We start from the raw sequence: 15,826 nt of genomic DNA on the forward strand, positions 1-15,826 counted from the left end.
GCATGGGCGGAATCGGGGACATTGGCGCAGAGTGCCTGCGCACAATCCGACCCATTTCTTGTCAGCTCAGTCTTCGTCCGTAAAATCTTGGCGCGACAGTCCATGCTTCTGCATCTTTTCGTACAGCCCCTTGCGCGAAATGCCGAGCGATTCGTATGTGTCTTTCAGGCGGCCGCCATAGGCAGAAATACTGCCGGCGATCAGGGATTTCTCAAATTCTGCAACCTGTTCGGCCAAACTTGCGGTGTCGCTCGTATTGGCCGCCGAGGGGGTAATGTCGAGATCAAGGTCAAGGGCAAACCGCTCTGCGGCGTTGCGCAATTCGCGCACGTTGCCGGGCCAGTTGCGTGCAGCGATAGTCCGCAAAAGCGTGCCCGGCACCTCCGGTGCAGGACGTTTGTATCGCGCGGCAGCCTCTTGAACGAGATGCAGGAACAACTTTGGAATGTCCTCACGGCGCGCGGAAAGTTCCGGCATTCTGATCGTGACCACGTTCAGCCGGTACAACAGGTCACTGCGAAAATCGCCCCGGGCGGCCGCATCTTCAAGATCGCGCTTACTGGCCGCGATGAACCTGACATCCAGATCAATCAGCTCGTTCGAGCCCAGTCGTGAAATCACGCGGTTCTGGATCGCGTGCAGAAGCTTGGCCTGCAACGGCCCGGGCAGGCTGTCGATTTCATCAAGAAACACGGTGCCGCCCCGCGCATGTTCGAACTTGCCGAACCGCGCCCGCGTAGCCCCGGCAAAGGCACCCGCCTCGTGACCAAACAACTCGCTTTCGATCAGGTCGGCGGGCAGGGCGGCGCAGTTGATATGCACAAAAGGGGCTTCGCTGCGCATGCTGGCCCGATGCAGCGCGCGCGCAGCGACCTCTTTGCCGGTGCCGGTCGCGCCAACAATCAAAACATCCGCTTCTGTTTGCGCCACGGCGCGGATCTGTTGGCGCAGGGCGATCATCATCTCGCTTCGCCCGGTCAGACGCCCCTCGATTGGATCGCGTCCGCCGACCTGCGCCCGAAGAACCCGGTTTTCGAGCGTCAGCCGCCGTTTGTCCAGTGCACGCCGGACCGTTTCTACAAGGCGGATCGGCGCATAGGGTTTTTCAAGGAAGTCATAGGCCCCGTCGCGCATTGTTTGGACGGCCAGTTCCACATCGCCGTGTCCCGTGACCAGGATCACCGGGAATTCCGGGTCAATTTCAAGGCAGCGCTGCATCAGTGTCAGCCCGTCCATCCCGCCCATGCGGATGTCCGTGACCAGAACGCCCGCGAAATTACGGCTGACATGGCCAAGCGCGGCTTCGGCATCAGACAGACTGGTCACATCAAGATCGGCCAGTCCGAGCGTTTGTTCAGCAGACAGGCGCAAGTGTTCTTCGTCATCCACAAAAAGAACGTGTTCAGTGGTCATTGTGCAGCGATCCCCTGCGGTGCGGCTGCGGGCAGCTCCACGGAAAACTCTGCCCCGCCCTGATCCAAATTCCGAGCGCGTAGGTGGCCCCCGAAATCTTCGACGATATTGAAGGAAATGGACAGCCCCAGACCAAGCCCTTTGCCAGGTTCCTTTGTCGTGAAGAACGGGTCAAAGACTTGCGCCAATGCCGCCTCACTAAGGCCGGGGCCACTGTCGGTGACAGTAATTTTGATGATGTCGTTTTCATTCGACAGGGCGACCGCGATGTGGGGCTGGTCCTTGTCCTCTGTGGCATCCAGCGCGTTGGCCAGCAGGTTGACCATGACCTGTTGCAAGCGGAGTTGCCCGCCCATGGCAAAGAGAGGGGCGGCCGGGCGATCAAACTTGATCTGGGCGCCGCGCGATTTGATTTTTGCCCCCAACAGTTCGATTGCATCATCAATAACGGCCGCGGCATCCACCGCGGCGATGCCTTCTTGTGGCCGACGGGCAAAGTTGCGCAGATGCCCCGAAATCGCCGCAATCCGATCCGCCAGTTTTGAGATGCGCGTCAGGTTCTCTCGCGCTTCGGGAAGACGCTCGCGATCCATCAGCAATGCGGCATTGTCGGCATAGGATTTGACCGCCGCCAAGGGTTGATTGATCTCATGCGAAATAGCCGCCGACAGTTGCCCCAAAGCTGCCAGTTTTCCAGCCTGTATCAATTCCTTTTGGGTGATGCGCAGGCGATGCTCGGCGCTGCGACGCTCCTCAACCTCGGTGCGCAGGCTCGCGTTTGCGACGTTCAAATCGGCGGTGCGTTCCCGGACGCGGCGTTCCAACAAATCCTGTGTCGCGCGCTGAACTTCCAGCCGTTCAAGAATGCGGGCCCGCCGGGATAATACCAATGCCAGTGCCAGCCCGATCAGAAGGACCAACATCACATAGACCCCAAAAACTGCCAGAGCTTGCGTACGGGCGGGCCCAGCCGGGCTTAGAATATGCACGCGCCACCCGACATCCGGCAGCAACGTCTGACTCTCGACGAAATGCTCTGTCCTTGTGTCCGAAGTGGCGGTGACGCGTGTTAATCGGTCATTCAGGGGCTCAGAGTTGATCGCCAGCGGTTTCAGGCGGGCCGGGGGGTATTGACGGGTTCGTTGGATGCCCTCCAGCGCATCTGCGCTTAGCGGGGCAAGGGTGCGAAAGTGCCAATCCTGACGGCTCGACATGAACACGACGCCGTTGGCATCGGTGACCATCAGCTCCGACGGGCCGCTGCGCCACGCATCTTCAAAGCCGTCCACTGTGAACTTCAGCGCTAGAACCCCCACGACTTGCGCGTCTTCCCACACAGGCGCAGCATAGAAATAGCCCCGCTCGCCCGACGTCGTGCCAAGTGCAAAGTAGCGGGACGGCAGGCCTGCCAGCGACTCGGTGAAATAGGGGCGGTAGTCAAAGCTTTTGCCGACGAAAGACAGGTCTTTGAGGTACGAACTGGCGGCAAGGGTCATGCCGCGTTTGTCCATCAAATAGACATCCGACGCTTCCAGACGATCCGCCGTTTCCTTCAGGCGTGCGTTGACTTGCGCAAACAAAAGAGGATTGGCCGGGTTGCGCAACAGTCTTGCAAGTTCAGGCCGTTCGGCAATCAACGCGGGAAGCGGTTCAAACCGATTAAGCGCGGAGCGAAGGCCCGCAACCGACAAATTCAATGTGTCCATGCCTTGCACGCCGGTCTTGGCAAGAAAGTGCCTTTCCAGCCAAGGCAGACTGACCACGCCGATGGCGACCGCCAGAACCAGAGCGGCTGTCAGGCGGCCAAAATCTGACCGTGCAAAAGCTGTGCCGAAGCGGGTACGTGTCATGCGGGCAGTATGCATGCGGCCCGCGCAATTGCCCAGACCCGCCGGGAGATGGCGCATCTGTGCCCGAGCTATGGCCATGACGCGCTATCGTCGCAGTATGCCAAATTGGCCCACAGTTTTCATGATGTCTGGACGCAAGCGAAGGTGGGCGCTTAGTCTACAGAGATCGCTGTCGGCTGCACGTCCGTGCGCAGCCCCACAGCGCAGCCCAAAGGCAATGCATCTTGAGCCAGGAGAACCGCGCCGTGCGATATCAATTTACAAGCCTATGCGCCGCAGTGCTTGCGAGTGGATTTGGGGTTGTGCAGCCTGTGATTGCGCAACAAACGGATCGTGATCTGCCGCGTCTCGTATTGCAGATCACGGTTGACCAATTGCGCGGCGCCCTCATTGACCGTTACGGCGTGCATTTGGGCGAAGGCGGATTCAAGGACCTGATGCTGCGCGGCACGTTCTATACCAACGCCCATCATCGCCATGCGAATACCGAAACAATCGTGGGTCATACCACGCTGGCAACAGGGACTGACCCTGCGATTCACGGCATGGTTGCGAACCTGTGGTTCGACAAAACCGCCGGGACCCAGTTTTATAACGTGCAAGATCCAGACCACACCTTGGTTGGCGCTAAGGGCGTGGATTCTGCGACTGAAATTGATCCGACCCAGCGCGCAGCGACAACAGATGGCCGGTCGCCGCGGAACATTTTAACCTCTACCATTTCCGACGAGATTGCGCTGCATTTCGGGCCAGAGGCAAAAGTGTTTGGCGTTTCCGTCAAGGACCGGGGGGCAATCTCTATGGCCGGTCATGCGGGCACTGCGTATTGGTTTTCCAAAGCTGAAGGGCGCTTTGTGACCAGTACGTTCTATCGCGATGCCTATCCGGACTGGGTCGGGGCCTGGGATGAAACCGGAGTTGTGGCCAGCTACGCGGGCACCGCGTGGAAACTGTCGTCACAGTCTGACGCCTACATGTTCGGCGCGTCTGACGACCAGCCATGGGAAACGGATTTTCCCGGATTTGGGCGGACCTTTCCGCATGAATGGGGCACGGCAGATGACAAGTACTATACGACCCGCTTGACCCTTAGCCCTGCTGGCGATGAAATCACGGCAGATTTCGCCAAGGCGCTGATCAAGGCGGAAGATGTAGGGCAGGACGATATCACCGATTATCTCGCCGTCAGCTTTTCGTCCACGGATTACGTCGGGCATATCTTTGGCCCCTCCAGCCTGGAGGCCGAAGACAACATGCTGCGCCTTGACCGGACGTTGGCCGATTTCTTCGCTTATGTGGATGCTCAGGTCGGGTTGGAAAATACGCTTGTCGTCTTGTCGTCCGATCATGGGGCCCCGGAAAACCCCGACTACCTTGCTACACTTGGGATCGAGGCCGGAACCTTTGATTTTGCCCGCGTCAATACAGAACCGGGGTTTGTCAGGCTTGAGGCGAAATTCGGAGAGGGACGAGAGTTCATCCTGAACTTTTCCAACCCGTACCTTTATCTCGACGGCGCACAGATCGCAGAGCGCGGTCTGGACGAGGCTGAAGTTCAACGTGCAATCGCTCAGGAATTGCGACACCTGCCCGGAATCGCCTATGCTATTCCCAGCGCGGATCTTGCATCGGGGGCAGTGCCGCGCGGGAAAATACAGGATTCAGTTTTGGCCAATTACCATGCTGACCGGTCGGGTGATATTTATATCGTTTTTGACCCGCATTGGTTTGTAGCGGACTTTGACGGGTTGCATGTCGCCTCTGCCCATGGCTCGCCATGGACCTATGACACCCATGTGCCGATCCTGATTGCCGGACCTGGCGTGAACAGAGGGCGCATCGCGCGCCGCGTGGAAACGGTTGACGTTGCCCCGACGATTGCAGCCTATATCGGAACAAAACCGCCATCGGGCGCCATCGGTGTGCCCCTCGTCGAGATACTGAGGTGACTCACTATGCCAAATGACAGCTCTGCGGGTGCCGTGACGCCCCGGGATCACATTGAAACTTTGCGCGCGCGCATGGGCGAGTCGATCATCGGTCAGCGGGACGTGATCGAACGGCTGCTGATTGGGTTGCTTGCCAATGGCAATTTGCTTGTGGAAGGTCTGCCCGGTCTTGCCAAAACCCGCGCGATCAAAGCGTTGGCCAAGAACCTTGCCTGCGATTTCTCTCGCATTCAGTTTACGCCCGATCTGCTTCCCTCTGACATCACGGGCACCGAAGTCTATTATCAATCTGCCGAAGGGTCAGAGTTTCGCTTCGAGCGTGGGCCTATCTTTGCCAATATCGTGCTGGCCGACGAAATAAACCGCGCACCTGCCAAGGTTCAATCGGCCCTTTTGGAAGCGATGGAAGAACGTCAGGTCACTGTCGCGGGAACGACCCATAAAATGGCGCCACTGTTCATGGTTATGGCAACGCAGAACCCGGTGGAACAAGAGGGAACCTACCCATTGCCCGAAGCGCAGATGGACCGGTTTTTGATGCATGTCCTGATCGACTATCCGCCGGTAGAGGATGAAGTGGAAGTCATTCGTATGGTTCGTGCCGAGGAAATCGCGGCGCAGCAAACCGACACATCCGAAGAGCCGCCTGCGCCGATTTCCCAAGATGCGATTTTTGCGGCGCGCGCTGAAATTGGGGCCGTGCATGTGGCGCCCGCGATGGAACGATACATGGCCGATCTGGTTGACGCCACGCGTCACCGGGACGGGTATGGCGACGATCTGAAGCGCTGGATCGAGATTGGCGCGTCACCGCGGGCCTCGCTCGCGCTGGATCGGTGTGGGCGCACCCATGCGTGGCTGCGGGGCCGCGATTATGTTGATCCCGAAGATGTTCGGGCCATTGCGGCGGATGTTCTGCGCCACCGCCTGACGTTGACCTATGAGGCTCAGGGCGGCGGCATCTCAGCCGATGACGTTGTGGCCGAACTGATCGCTCAGGTGGCGCTTCCTTGATGCGCGACACGGCCGCCAGAACCCGCACAGGCACCTTGCCGCCGACCCCGGCGACAGGGACCGATCCGCGCGTTCACGTGACCCTCGCGCATCTTTTGTCGCTGGAAGGGCGGGCGCGGGCGTTGACGTTCCTTCCGCGCCAACCGGCGCGTTCAGTCTTGAATGGGCGCCATGCCTCGCGGCTTCGGGGGCGGGGGCTTAACTTTGAAGAGTTGCGCGGTTATCTGCCCGGCGATGACGTGCGGGCGATGGATTGGAAGGTGACGGCACGAACTGGCAAACCGCATATCCGCGTCATGACGGAAGAGCGGGACCGCCCCGTTCTGATTGTCGTGGATCAGCGGATGTCCATGTTTTTTGGCTCGCGCCACGCGATGAAATCGGTGACAGCGGCCGAAGCGGCGGCGCTTGCGGCTTTTCGGATTCTGGACCAAGGCGACCGCGTTGGAGGGATCGTTTTCGGGGATACCACGATTGCCGAGTTGCGCCCGCAGCGCAGCCGCCGCGCCCTGAACCGGTTTCTGACGGCGCTTGCCGATGCCAATGGCCTGCTGCGCGCGGATGCCCCGAATGTTCAGCCGCAATCCTTGACAAGCATTCTGCGCGCTGCGATCCGAATTGCTCCCAAAAACCACCTTGTGATCGTCTTGTCCGATTTCGACGGGATCGACGACGCGGCGGACAAGTTGGTGTCAGGCCTTGCACGCCACAACGATCTTGTATTGGTCCATGTGGGCGATCCGATAGCCCAAGACGTTCCAGACGGGCTGCAACTGGTGGTGTCCGACGGCACGCTACAGGCACAGATCGACACGGGCGATGCCGGGCAACGGCGCGCCTTGACTGACATGGCACGCGGCAGGCTTGCCGATGTGATGGGCTGGCAGCGGCGGTACGGCGTTCCGGTCTTGCCGTTGTCGGCAGGCGAAGAAACATTGCCCCAAATGCGCCGCTTGATGGGGTTGGGTCCGACATGACGACCGAGGAGGATGCGCCTGCAAACCTGATCGACCTGATGGACCGCTTGATCGAGCCTTCAGTCCCGACAGAAATTTCGTTGGTGCCCCAGACAGCAGGCTGGTGGGTGCTTGGTGCGCTTCTTGCCTGCGGGCTTGCATATACGGCATGGCGATGGTGGCACCATTGGCAAAGCAATGCATATCGACGTGCTGCCCTTGGGGATCTGGCCCGCGCGGGTGAGGATCCGGCCTATATCGCTACTGTCTTGCGGCGAACCGCGTTGGCCGCTTTTCCCCGCAGCGAAGTGGCGGGCCTTGCTGGCGCGCAATGGGTAGCCTTCCTGCAAGCGACAGGAGAATTTGATCCTGATGCTGCACCTGCGTTGTTGCGCGGCCCCTATGCCCTCGGCGTGGATAGTGCGCCCTTGCATGCAGCCGCCGAGAGCTGGGTTCGTTCGCATCGGAGGCCCGCATGATCCAATTCGCGTTTCCTTGGGCGTTCTTCGTGCTGCCATTACCTTTGGTTGTATGGCGGTTCATGCCGCCGCATCGCGAGCAGATCGAAGCCCTGCGGTTTCCATTTTTCCGGCGCATCACCGATGCGGCCGGTGTGGACCCAAAAGCCGGGGCCGTTGTTTTGGCACGCACGCGATTGCAGATGGCTGCGGCTGTTTCGATCTGGGTGTTGATCGTGCTGGCCATAGCTCAACCGCAACGGGTTGGCGCGCCGGTCGAACAAGTCAAAGCCGCCCGCGATGTCGTTTTGGCCATCGATATTTCCGGGTCCATGGACACGCGCGACTTTGAAGATGCCGATGGCGCACGTGTTCAGCGGCTTGCGGCGGTCAAGGACGTGGTCACGCAGTTTGTCGAAGGCCGCGAAGGTGATCGGATGGCGCTGATTGTGTTCGGCTCCAAAGCCTATGTGCAGGCGCCGCTTACCGAAGATCTGGACACTGTCATTGCGCTGCTGGAGGCGACCGAGGTGGGCATGGCTGGGCCGCACACGGCGCTTGGGGATGCCATTGGTCTGGCCATTCGTACCTTTGACGTGTCCGAAATCGACCAGCGGTTGCTGATCTTGCTGTCTGACGGGTCGGACACGGCGTCGGCGATGTCGCCGGTCAATGCGGCAGAAATAGCTGCCGATCGCGGGGTCGAGATTTTCACCATTGGCGTTGGCGATCCGGACGCGTCGGGGGAGGCGCGCGTTGACTTGACCGCCCTGCGGGATATCGCGTCGCGGACCAGTGGTGCCTATTTCTATGCGTCGGACGAAGCCGCGCTTGGCAGTGTTTATGACAGAATTGATGCGCTTGCCCCCCGGCAAACCGAAACGCTGTCATGGCGGCCGCGCCGGTCGCTGTCGCACTGGGCCATGGGGCTTGCGGTGCTGATCGGGCTTGGGGTCATTGGCATGCTCCATACGGCGTCTCGCCGCCGGGCGCAGACCATGTCAGGGCCAAACTTATGACCCCCGTTCTCGTGGCTCTTGAGGCGTTTCACGTGCTGCGCCCGCTCTGGCTTGGCGCGCTTGTTCCGATTGCGGCGCTTTGGTGGATGGTTCGGGCGCGACGTGCGCACAGGGCGGCGCCGCGCGATGGGCTTGCCCCGCATTTGCGTGACGCTCTGACCGTCGGCTCGGATGGGCAGCGCCGGGTGATGCCGATTGACATGGTTTGCGTCGCATTGGCGCTGTTGGCCTTTGGGGCGTCGGGGCCCACCTGGTCGCGCCAGCCGGACCCGTTCGTGGCGCAATCCGCACCGTTGGTGGCGGCGCTCAAGGTGACCCCGTCCATGACCGCAGATGACATTGCGCCGTCGCGGCTTGAACGAGGAAAGCAAAAGATCCGGGACTTGCTGGAATTGCGCGCAGGGGCGCGAACCGCGCTGATCGCTTATGCCGGAACTGCGCATGTCGCCGTGCCGATGACAGAAGATCCCGGCGTCATGCTGCCCTATCTGGCTGGTCTAGACCCGGCGGTCATGCCCGAAGAGGGCGACCGCCCCGGATTGGCACTGGACAGTGCCCAAGCGTTATTGAGCCGTGAAACAGGTCCGGGCGCGGTGTTGTTCGTAACAGATGGTCTTGACCCTGATGACGTTCCGGCCCTCTCGGCGGCGAACGTGATCATCCTGTCGTTGTTGCCCGAAGGGCAGGGCGATCGCGGGCTGGAGGCTGTGTCAGACGTGCCGGTCATTGCCGTTACGGCGGACGGCGCGGATGTTGCACAGATCGACCGTTTGCTCGACGCGGCGCAAGCCCGAGCCTTGTTGGATGATGACCGGCAACCTTGGCTGGACAGGGGGCCTTGGTTGGCTCTGCCTGCCGCGCTGTTGATGCTGTTGTGGTTTCGCCGGGGTTGGACCATGCGCTGGGTTTTAATGGTTGCGGCATTTTTGCTGACGCAGCCAGCGTCGCAGGCACGTGCCGATGGGATTGCTGACTGGTTTTTCACACCAGATCAACGCGGGCGGTTGGCCTTTGATCGCGGCGATTTTCGTGTTGCATCGGAAGCGTTCTCTGACCCGCTTTGGCGCGGCTATGCGCTGTATCGTGATGGTCAATACGCGGATGCAGCCGAGGTACTGAGCCGTGTTGAAACAGCACAGGCCGCGTTTATCCAAGGTATGGCCTACCTGCGCTCGCGGTCATACCGCGATGGGGTGCGCGCCTTTGAGACAGCTTTATTGCGCGACCCGGATTACCCAAATGCGGCGGAAAATCTGGAAACCGCGCGTGCGATTGTCGCGTATGTGGAAGAAGCCCAAGAGCAAAGCGACACGGGCGAGGATCGCGGTATCGGGGCTGATGACGTTGTTTTTGACAATGAAAGCGGCAAGGGCGAGGAAACTGTTATCTCTGTCCCCGAAGATGGAGCAGACGCCCTTTTGTCTGCGGATCAATGGATGACCACTGTCGATACGCGCACGGGAGATTTTCTCAAAAGCCGGTTCGCGCTGGAACAGAACCGACCAGCCCCAAGCGCCGAGGCAGATGCCCCAGACGGGGATGAACCGCGTGAAGACAGCAGCCAAAGCCAAGCACCGGAGCTTGCAGAATGATCCGAGTGTGCGCTGCTTTATGTCTCGTTCTTGTTTGCCTTACCGGTCCGGCCTTCGCTCAAGACCCGGTGTTGACGTCAGAAATTGATGGCAACGAGGTGATACCGGGCCAATCCGTTTCGCTGCGCCTGACGGTTCTTGTGCCGACCTACATGCCCGATCCGCCGCAATGGCCCAGCTTTGAGGCGCCGAACTTGCATATCCGGGTGGCCTCTTCGGGTCCGGTCAGTGAAACCATCGACGGAGAGACATGGTCAGGCGTCAGCCGCCGCTATCTAATTACACCCATGGTGCCGGGTCAGGTGACGCTGCCAGCATTGACAGCCAGCGTGACCTGGGCTGATCCAGACACCAATGCCCCTTTGCAGGTCGATCTTGAAACCGAACCTCTCACGATCACAGGCGTTGTTCCCGACGAGGCAAGTGAGCTTGATCCGTTCATCGCCGCAGACACATTGGAATTGACCCAGTCGATCGAGGGGGAGCCGGAGGGCATGTCGCCGGGGGCGTCTTTTACCCGCAGTGTCACGGCAAATATTCGCGGGGCGTCACCGATGTTTCTGCCGCCGCTTCTGCCCCAGCAATCCGTTGACGGGTTGCGCGGCTATCCGGATGAACCGGTGACTGCGGAAAACGTGGATCGCGGTGTGGTAAGTGGGTCGCGCACGGAAAGTGTGACTTATCTCGCGGAAGGCGGCGGCAGCGGTGCGCTCTCTGCGGTTACTTTGAAATGGTACAATCTGAAAAGCGGGGCCGTTGAAACAGCGGAGCTTGCGGCAGTCGATGTGTCGGTGGAAGGGCCACCCGCCCGCCCCGCAGACGGAAACGCGCCGCGCGATTGGCGCGGCACCGCTCAGGCTGCGATAGCCGTTCTGCTTGCACTTCTCGTGCTCGCGTTGGTGGTTCGCCGCGCGCGCGGCCCGATCGGGCAGTGGTGGCAAGCAACCCGGCTTGCATGGCAAAGGTCTGAGCACGCAGCATGGCGCACGCTTTTGCGAAAAATCAAGGCGCGCGATCTCGCGGGCGTACGGCATGCGATGGATGTCTGGCTGCGCGTGTCAGCGCCGGGCGGTCAATCAAATCCAACGCCGGATGTCATGGCGGCACTGAATGCGTTGGGACGCGCGCGATACGGCCAGCCACCAGGCGACGATGGAACAGCATGGCAGGACCTCGCACACGCTTTGACCGACATGCGCCGCGCCGCACGTGGCGAAAGGCAGGATGACCCATTGCCGCCGCTTAACCCGTCGCCCATGGCTGCCCATTCCGCCGAGCATGGGAAGAAGACTGTCTGATCAACGAAAAAGTGTTTCAGATCGGTTTGCGCGGGACTGGCTATTCCCCCGAAGATTTCGATTGGGGGCGCAGCAAGGGCTGGACGGTCGTTCAGGCAGAAGACTGTTGGCATCTGTCCCTCGCGCCGTTGATGGACTGCGTGCGCGAAACGGTCGGCGACGCGCCAGTCTATTTGAGCTTCGATATCGACAGTCTTGATCCGGCCTTTGCCCCCGGCACAGGCACGGTGGAACCGGGCGGCCTGACAACGTGGCAGGCGCTTGAAATTGTGCGGGGCATGTCAGGGCTGAATGTTGTGGGGGCAGATCTGGTCGAGGTCTCGCCGCCCTATGGTCCAAGTGGAAATACAGCGTTGATCGCCGCAAATCTTCTGTTCGAGATGCTGTGCCTGCTGCCTGATAGCTCGTCAGTTGTCAGGTCAGGATAGAAACAAAAGACAACAGTATTGCTAATTCGGCACAGACCTGTGCTGCCCCGAGAATATCACCGGTTTGACCGCCGATTTTGTTGAACGCAACGATACCAACAATTGAGACGGCAAGAACCCCGAAAAACGTCGCAACCAGAACGGCTTTTGCCGGAAGAATGCATAGGCTTAAGCCAAGTGCGATCACTGCACCAATCACAACCGCGGCACGGGTTGGACGGCCGGTTACCGCCGTCAACCCACCGCGCCGTACTGCCGGTAATGCGGCCCAAAGCGCAGCCATGGCGGCACGTGATATCATTGCCGCGGACACAAGCGCCCAACCGAATTCCAGGCTTGGCAAGGATACCGCGCCGCCAAACCGGAGGCCCATGATCATAATCAAAGCCAACACGCCGAACGCACCGATACGGCTGTCCTTCATGATTTCCAGCCTGACTTCCTTTGTCCAGCCACCGAAAAAACCATCTGCAGTGTCCGCTAGCCCGTCTTCGTGCAAGGCGCCGGTGAGCATGACAAGAACGCAAATCGCCAAGTCGGCCGCCAACGCGTGTGGCAAGCCGACGAGTGTGGCAATCGTGTGTGTGGTTCCGGCAATTGCACCGATAAGGGCACCTACAAGGGGAAATGCCCAAACAACCGCAGCCCCGCGTTTCATCGCCAATCGACTGTCGTTAGGAATTGGAAGCCGGGTCAAAAGCCCAAACGCTGCGGGGATATCTACCCGCGAGAATAACTGATCGCGTTTCATTTTTGTGTTTCCAATAACGTGGCACCGCGATAGCTTGCCTCGGCAACTTTTTCAACGTTTCGAACAGGGGTTTTCATGTCGCACCTTTATTTTGGCGACCTCGCAAGCGTGCGGACGGCTCTTTCCAGCCTTCCAAGTGTTGATTCGGTCGCCCTTGGTGCGGCAGCAGAGCGCAACGCGCAGTTGACCAAGCCGCCACAGGCGTTGGGCCAGTTGGAGGGTTTGGCGATCTGGTATGCAGGCTGGCGCGGAACGGCGCAGCCGACAATTACTGCCCCTCAGGTCGTTATCTTTGCGGGAAATCATGGTGTTGCGGCGCGTGGTGTGTCGGCCTTTCCACCGGAAGTGACGGTTCAAATGGTCGCGAATTTCAACGCTGGTGGGGCGGCTGTGAACCAGCTGGCGCGCACCTTTGGGGCCAAATTAGATGTCGTTGCCTTGGAACTGGAACGCCCGACCGACGATTTCACTCAAACCGCGGCAATGACCGAAGCCGACCTGTGCGCGGCGCTGTCGGCGGGCTGGGATGCGGTCGATCCCGACGCTGATTTGCTTGTCACTGGCGAGATGGGCATTGGCAACACGACATCCGCAGCTGCGATTGCGGCTGCCCTGTTTGGCGGCGGGGCAGAGGCGTGGACAGGCCGGGGCACCGGTGTGGATGATGCCGCGTTGCGCGCCAAGACGGAAATTGTGAATGAGGGGCTGGCACGCCACCCCCAAGCAAACGGGGATGGCCTAGAGGCGCTGCGCTGCTTTGGGGGGCGGGAAGTCGCGGCGATGGCGGGTGCGATCTTGCGGGCGCGTCATTTGCGCATTCCCGTTATACTTGACGGTTTCATTTGCTGCGCTGCTGCTTCTGCCTTGGAAAAGGCGCAGCCGGGCGCTTTGGACCACACGGTTGCGGGGCATCTATCGGCAGAAACCGCGCATCGCCGGTTGCTTGACGAACTTGGCAAAATTCCGCTTCTGTCACTGGACATGCGGCTTGGCGAAGGGTCTGGTGGCACATTGGCGATTGGTGTTCTGAAAGGGGCGGTCAACTGCCTCTCGGGTATGGCCACTTTTGCCGAGGCGGGCGTGTCAGGAAGCTGACCTGCCCCAATCAACCGGGGCTGTGAGGGCGGCCTGTGTTGGAAAGCTGCGGCGACGCCTCTCGATTTTCGTCCAGTTGAGAGATCAGCGCGGCCTCCAATTCGGCGTTTAGCTCTTTGGCGCGCTTGATATATTCTGGATTGTCCGCGGTCTGAACACCGGGCTTCCACAGTTTCGCCAGATCCAGCATGGAGCTTCGGTCCATCTGGAAATAGAGTTTCTCCAATTCTGCGGCTTCAAATTCGCTGAGGCCCATATTTTCCAGAACGTATCTTGCCGCGCGCAGGCTGCTGTCAAACATCTCGCGCACGATGTCGTTTGCCCCCGCATTATAGAGCTCGTAAACGTGGCTTCGGTCATGGGCGCGGGCCACGATGTGCAGATCAGGGCGGACTTTTCTTGCATAGCGTACGATGGTGCTGGAAGCGTGCTTGTCGTCCATCGCCACCACGAGGATCCGTGCACGCGTAATCCCAGCCGCGTGCAGCAACTCGGGCCGCGTCGGGTCGCCCAGGAATCCCTTGAATCCGAATTGGCGCATCAGCTTGATCGTGGCCAGATCGTGATCCAGAACGGTTGCTTTGAAACCGCTCATATGGATCATTCGGTTGACGACCTGACCAAAGCGGCCCACGCCTGCGATGATAATTGGCCCTTGTTGTTCGATTTCATCCGCGTCGCGCCCTTTGCCGCGGTCCTGGGTCATGCGTCGGCTCACCTGATCGTAAAGGATGAAGAACAACGGGGTCAGCATCATCGACAAGGCCACGATCAGGTATAATTGCTGTGAAATCTCGACGTCAAACACCCCGCGTTGCACGCCAAAGCCGACCAGTACGAACCCGAATTCCCCAGCCTGCGCCAGACTGAGTGTAAACAGCCAAAGGTCGCGCCCACGCAATTTGAAGATGAAACCAAGGACCAAAAGCACCAGCCCCTTGGACACCATCAGCAGCATGGTGATCGCAAGAAGTCGGATCGGGTCACCAAAGAGCAATGCAAAGTTGATCCCCGCGCCAACGGTGATGAAAAAGAGCCCCAGAAGAAGGCCTTTGAATGGCTGCAAATCTGCTTCCATTTCATGGCGGAATTCAGAGTTGGCCAAGACGACGCCCGCCAGGAAGGTGCCCAGAGCAGGGGACAAGCCAAGGATCAGCATGATGCAGGCGATACTAATTACGATCAAAAGAGCCATTGCCGTGAACATCTCGCGCAGGCGCGAGGCATGGATATAGCTGAACACCGGCCGCGTCAGGTAGATTCCGGCAAGCACAATCCCGGCCATTACCCCGAGCGTCAGTAGTGCCGCACCCCAGCCAGGTAGATCAGCCACAAAGCTGTGCGCGAAGTGAATGAATTCATTCACGCGCGTGTCACCGTGCGCGTCTTGGCCCACGCCGTGCCCACCGCTGCTGTCAGATGCCACAGCGCCCACGGCAAGAAGCGGGAAAAGCGCCAGCATCGGAATGACGGCAATGTCTTGGGTCAGCAGAACCGCAAACGCAGATCGGCCGCCCTTGGTTTGCATCAGCCCTTTCTCGTTCAGGGTTTGCAGAACAATCGCCGTAGAGGACAAGGCAAAGGCCAGACCAATTGCCAATGCGACTTCCCATCGCTGCCCAAGTGCCATGCTGGCGCCCATGACCGCCGCCGTGGTCAGCGTGATCTGCAAGCCACCAAGGCCCAGCAGACGGTGACGCATGGCCCAAAGCGCGCGAGGGTCCAGTTCCAAACCAATCAGAAACAGCATCATCACAACGCCGAATTCGGCAACGTGCTGCAGTTCCTGCGTCTCACTTCCGACAAGCCCAAAAACCGGCCCGATCAGGACCCCGGCCAACAGATAGCCCAGAACAGACCCCAGACCGAGCCGCGCCGCGACCGGAACAGCGATCACCGCCGCCAAGAGATAGATCAAGGTATGGAACAGCAGGGTTTCCAAGCGTCGCGCCTCCGGGTGCAATAAAGTTGGGCCAGACTAGCCATAGATGGTCGGGCTTTGC

Annotated in this window: 12 protein-coding genes and 1 pseudogene; 9 read left to right on the plus strand and 4 right to left on the minus strand. The window is 59.8% G+C overall.

Going from position 1 to position 15,826, the window contains the following annotated elements:
* Positions 1–66: 66 nt before the first annotated feature.
* Together E2L05_RS04100 and E2L05_RS04105 are read right to left on the minus strand one after the other, a co-directional pair.
* A complete protein-coding gene (locus tag E2L05_RS04100; protein WP_133341620.1) occupies positions 67–1,413 on the minus strand; it encodes a sigma-54-dependent transcriptional regulator in 1,347 nt (448 codons plus the stop codon).
* A complete protein-coding gene (locus E2L05_RS04105; protein WP_243721856.1) occupies positions 1,410–3,263 on the minus strand; it encodes a sensor histidine kinase in 1,854 nt (617 codons plus the stop codon). The genes E2L05_RS04100 and E2L05_RS04105 overlap by 4 nt, the downstream gene beginning before the upstream one ends.
* 245 nt (positions 3,264–3,508) lie before the next feature.
* On the opposite strand from E2L05_RS04105, the gene E2L05_RS04115 reads away from it, so the two are divergent.
* The 8 genes and pseudogenes from E2L05_RS04115 to E2L05_RS04150 form a co-directional block, all read left to right on the plus strand.
* Entirely contained in the window at positions 3,509–5,212 is a 1,704-nt protein-coding gene (locus E2L05_RS04115; RefSeq protein ID WP_243721857.1) for an alkaline phosphatase family protein, read from the plus strand.
* A 6-nt stretch (positions 5,213–5,218) separates the two neighbouring features.
* Entirely contained in the window at positions 5,219–6,226 is a 1,008-nt protein-coding gene (locus tag E2L05_RS04120; RefSeq protein ID WP_133341623.1) for an AAA family ATPase, read from the plus strand.
* A complete protein-coding gene (locus E2L05_RS04125; RefSeq protein WP_133341624.1) occupies positions 6,226–7,203 on the plus strand; it encodes a DUF58 domain-containing protein in 978 nt (325 codons plus the stop codon). Before E2L05_RS04120 ends, E2L05_RS04125 begins: the two co-directional genes overlap by 1 nt.
* Positions 7,200–7,661 (plus strand): DUF4381 domain-containing protein, encoded by a 462-nt coding sequence (locus E2L05_RS04130; RefSeq protein ID WP_208016223.1) that lies wholly within the window; start codon positions 7,200–7,202, stop codon positions 7,659–7,661. The genes E2L05_RS04125 and E2L05_RS04130 overlap by 4 nt, the downstream gene beginning before the upstream one ends.
* Positions 7,658–8,659, plus strand: coding sequence for a VWA domain-containing protein (locus tag E2L05_RS04135; protein ID WP_133341625.1), 1,002 nt, complete (start codon positions 7,658–7,660; stop codon positions 8,657–8,659). The genes E2L05_RS04130 and E2L05_RS04135 overlap by 4 nt, the downstream gene beginning before the upstream one ends.
* Positions 8,656–10,251, plus strand: coding sequence for a VWA domain-containing protein (locus E2L05_RS04140; RefSeq protein WP_133341626.1), 1,596 nt, complete (start codon positions 8,656–8,658; stop codon positions 10,249–10,251). The genes E2L05_RS04135 and E2L05_RS04140 overlap by 4 nt, the downstream gene beginning before the upstream one ends.
* Positions 10,248–11,549 carry a BatD family protein gene (locus tag E2L05_RS04145; RefSeq protein WP_133341627.1) on the plus strand — a complete coding sequence of 434 codons (1,302 nt, stop codon included), beginning with the start codon at positions 10,248–10,250 and terminating at the stop codon, positions 11,547–11,549. Before E2L05_RS04140 ends, E2L05_RS04145 begins: the two co-directional genes overlap by 4 nt.
* Positions 11,507–11,977: pseudogene (locus tag E2L05_RS04150) on the plus strand (arginase family protein); the annotation flags it as partial. The gene E2L05_RS04145 and the pseudogene E2L05_RS04150, both read left to right, overlap by 43 nt.
* On the opposite strand, the gene cobS reads toward E2L05_RS04150, so the two are convergent.
* Positions 11,964–12,728, minus strand: coding sequence for an adenosylcobinamide-GDP ribazoletransferase (gene cobS / locus E2L05_RS04155; protein WP_133341628.1), 765 nt, complete (start codon positions 12,726–12,728; stop codon positions 11,964–11,966). The pseudogene E2L05_RS04150 and the gene cobS sit on opposite strands and share 14 nt — an antisense overlap.
* A 75-nt stretch (positions 12,729–12,803) precedes the next feature.
* Between cobS and cobT the strand changes: the two genes are divergently transcribed.
* The gene (cobT, locus tag E2L05_RS04160; protein WP_133341629.1) at positions 12,804–13,823 is read left to right on the plus strand and encodes a nicotinate-nucleotide--dimethylbenzimidazole phosphoribosyltransferase; all 1,020 of its coding nucleotides are present in this window, start codon (positions 12,804–12,806) and stop codon (positions 13,821–13,823) included.
* 10 nt (positions 13,824–13,833) lie between these two features.
* Here cobT and E2L05_RS04165 read toward each other — a convergent pair whose 3' ends face one another.
* Entirely contained in the window at positions 13,834–15,765 is a 1,932-nt protein-coding gene (locus E2L05_RS04165; protein WP_133341630.1) for a monovalent cation:proton antiporter-2 (CPA2) family protein, read from the minus strand.
* Between the last annotated feature and the right edge of the window lie 61 nt (positions 15,766–15,826).

The sequence above is a fragment of the Meridianimarinicoccus aquatilis genome, from assembly GCF_004358675.1.
In the GTDB taxonomy this organism is placed as follows: Bacteria; Pseudomonadota; Alphaproteobacteria; order Rhodobacterales; family Rhodobacteraceae; genus Meridianimarinicoccus; species Meridianimarinicoccus aquatilis.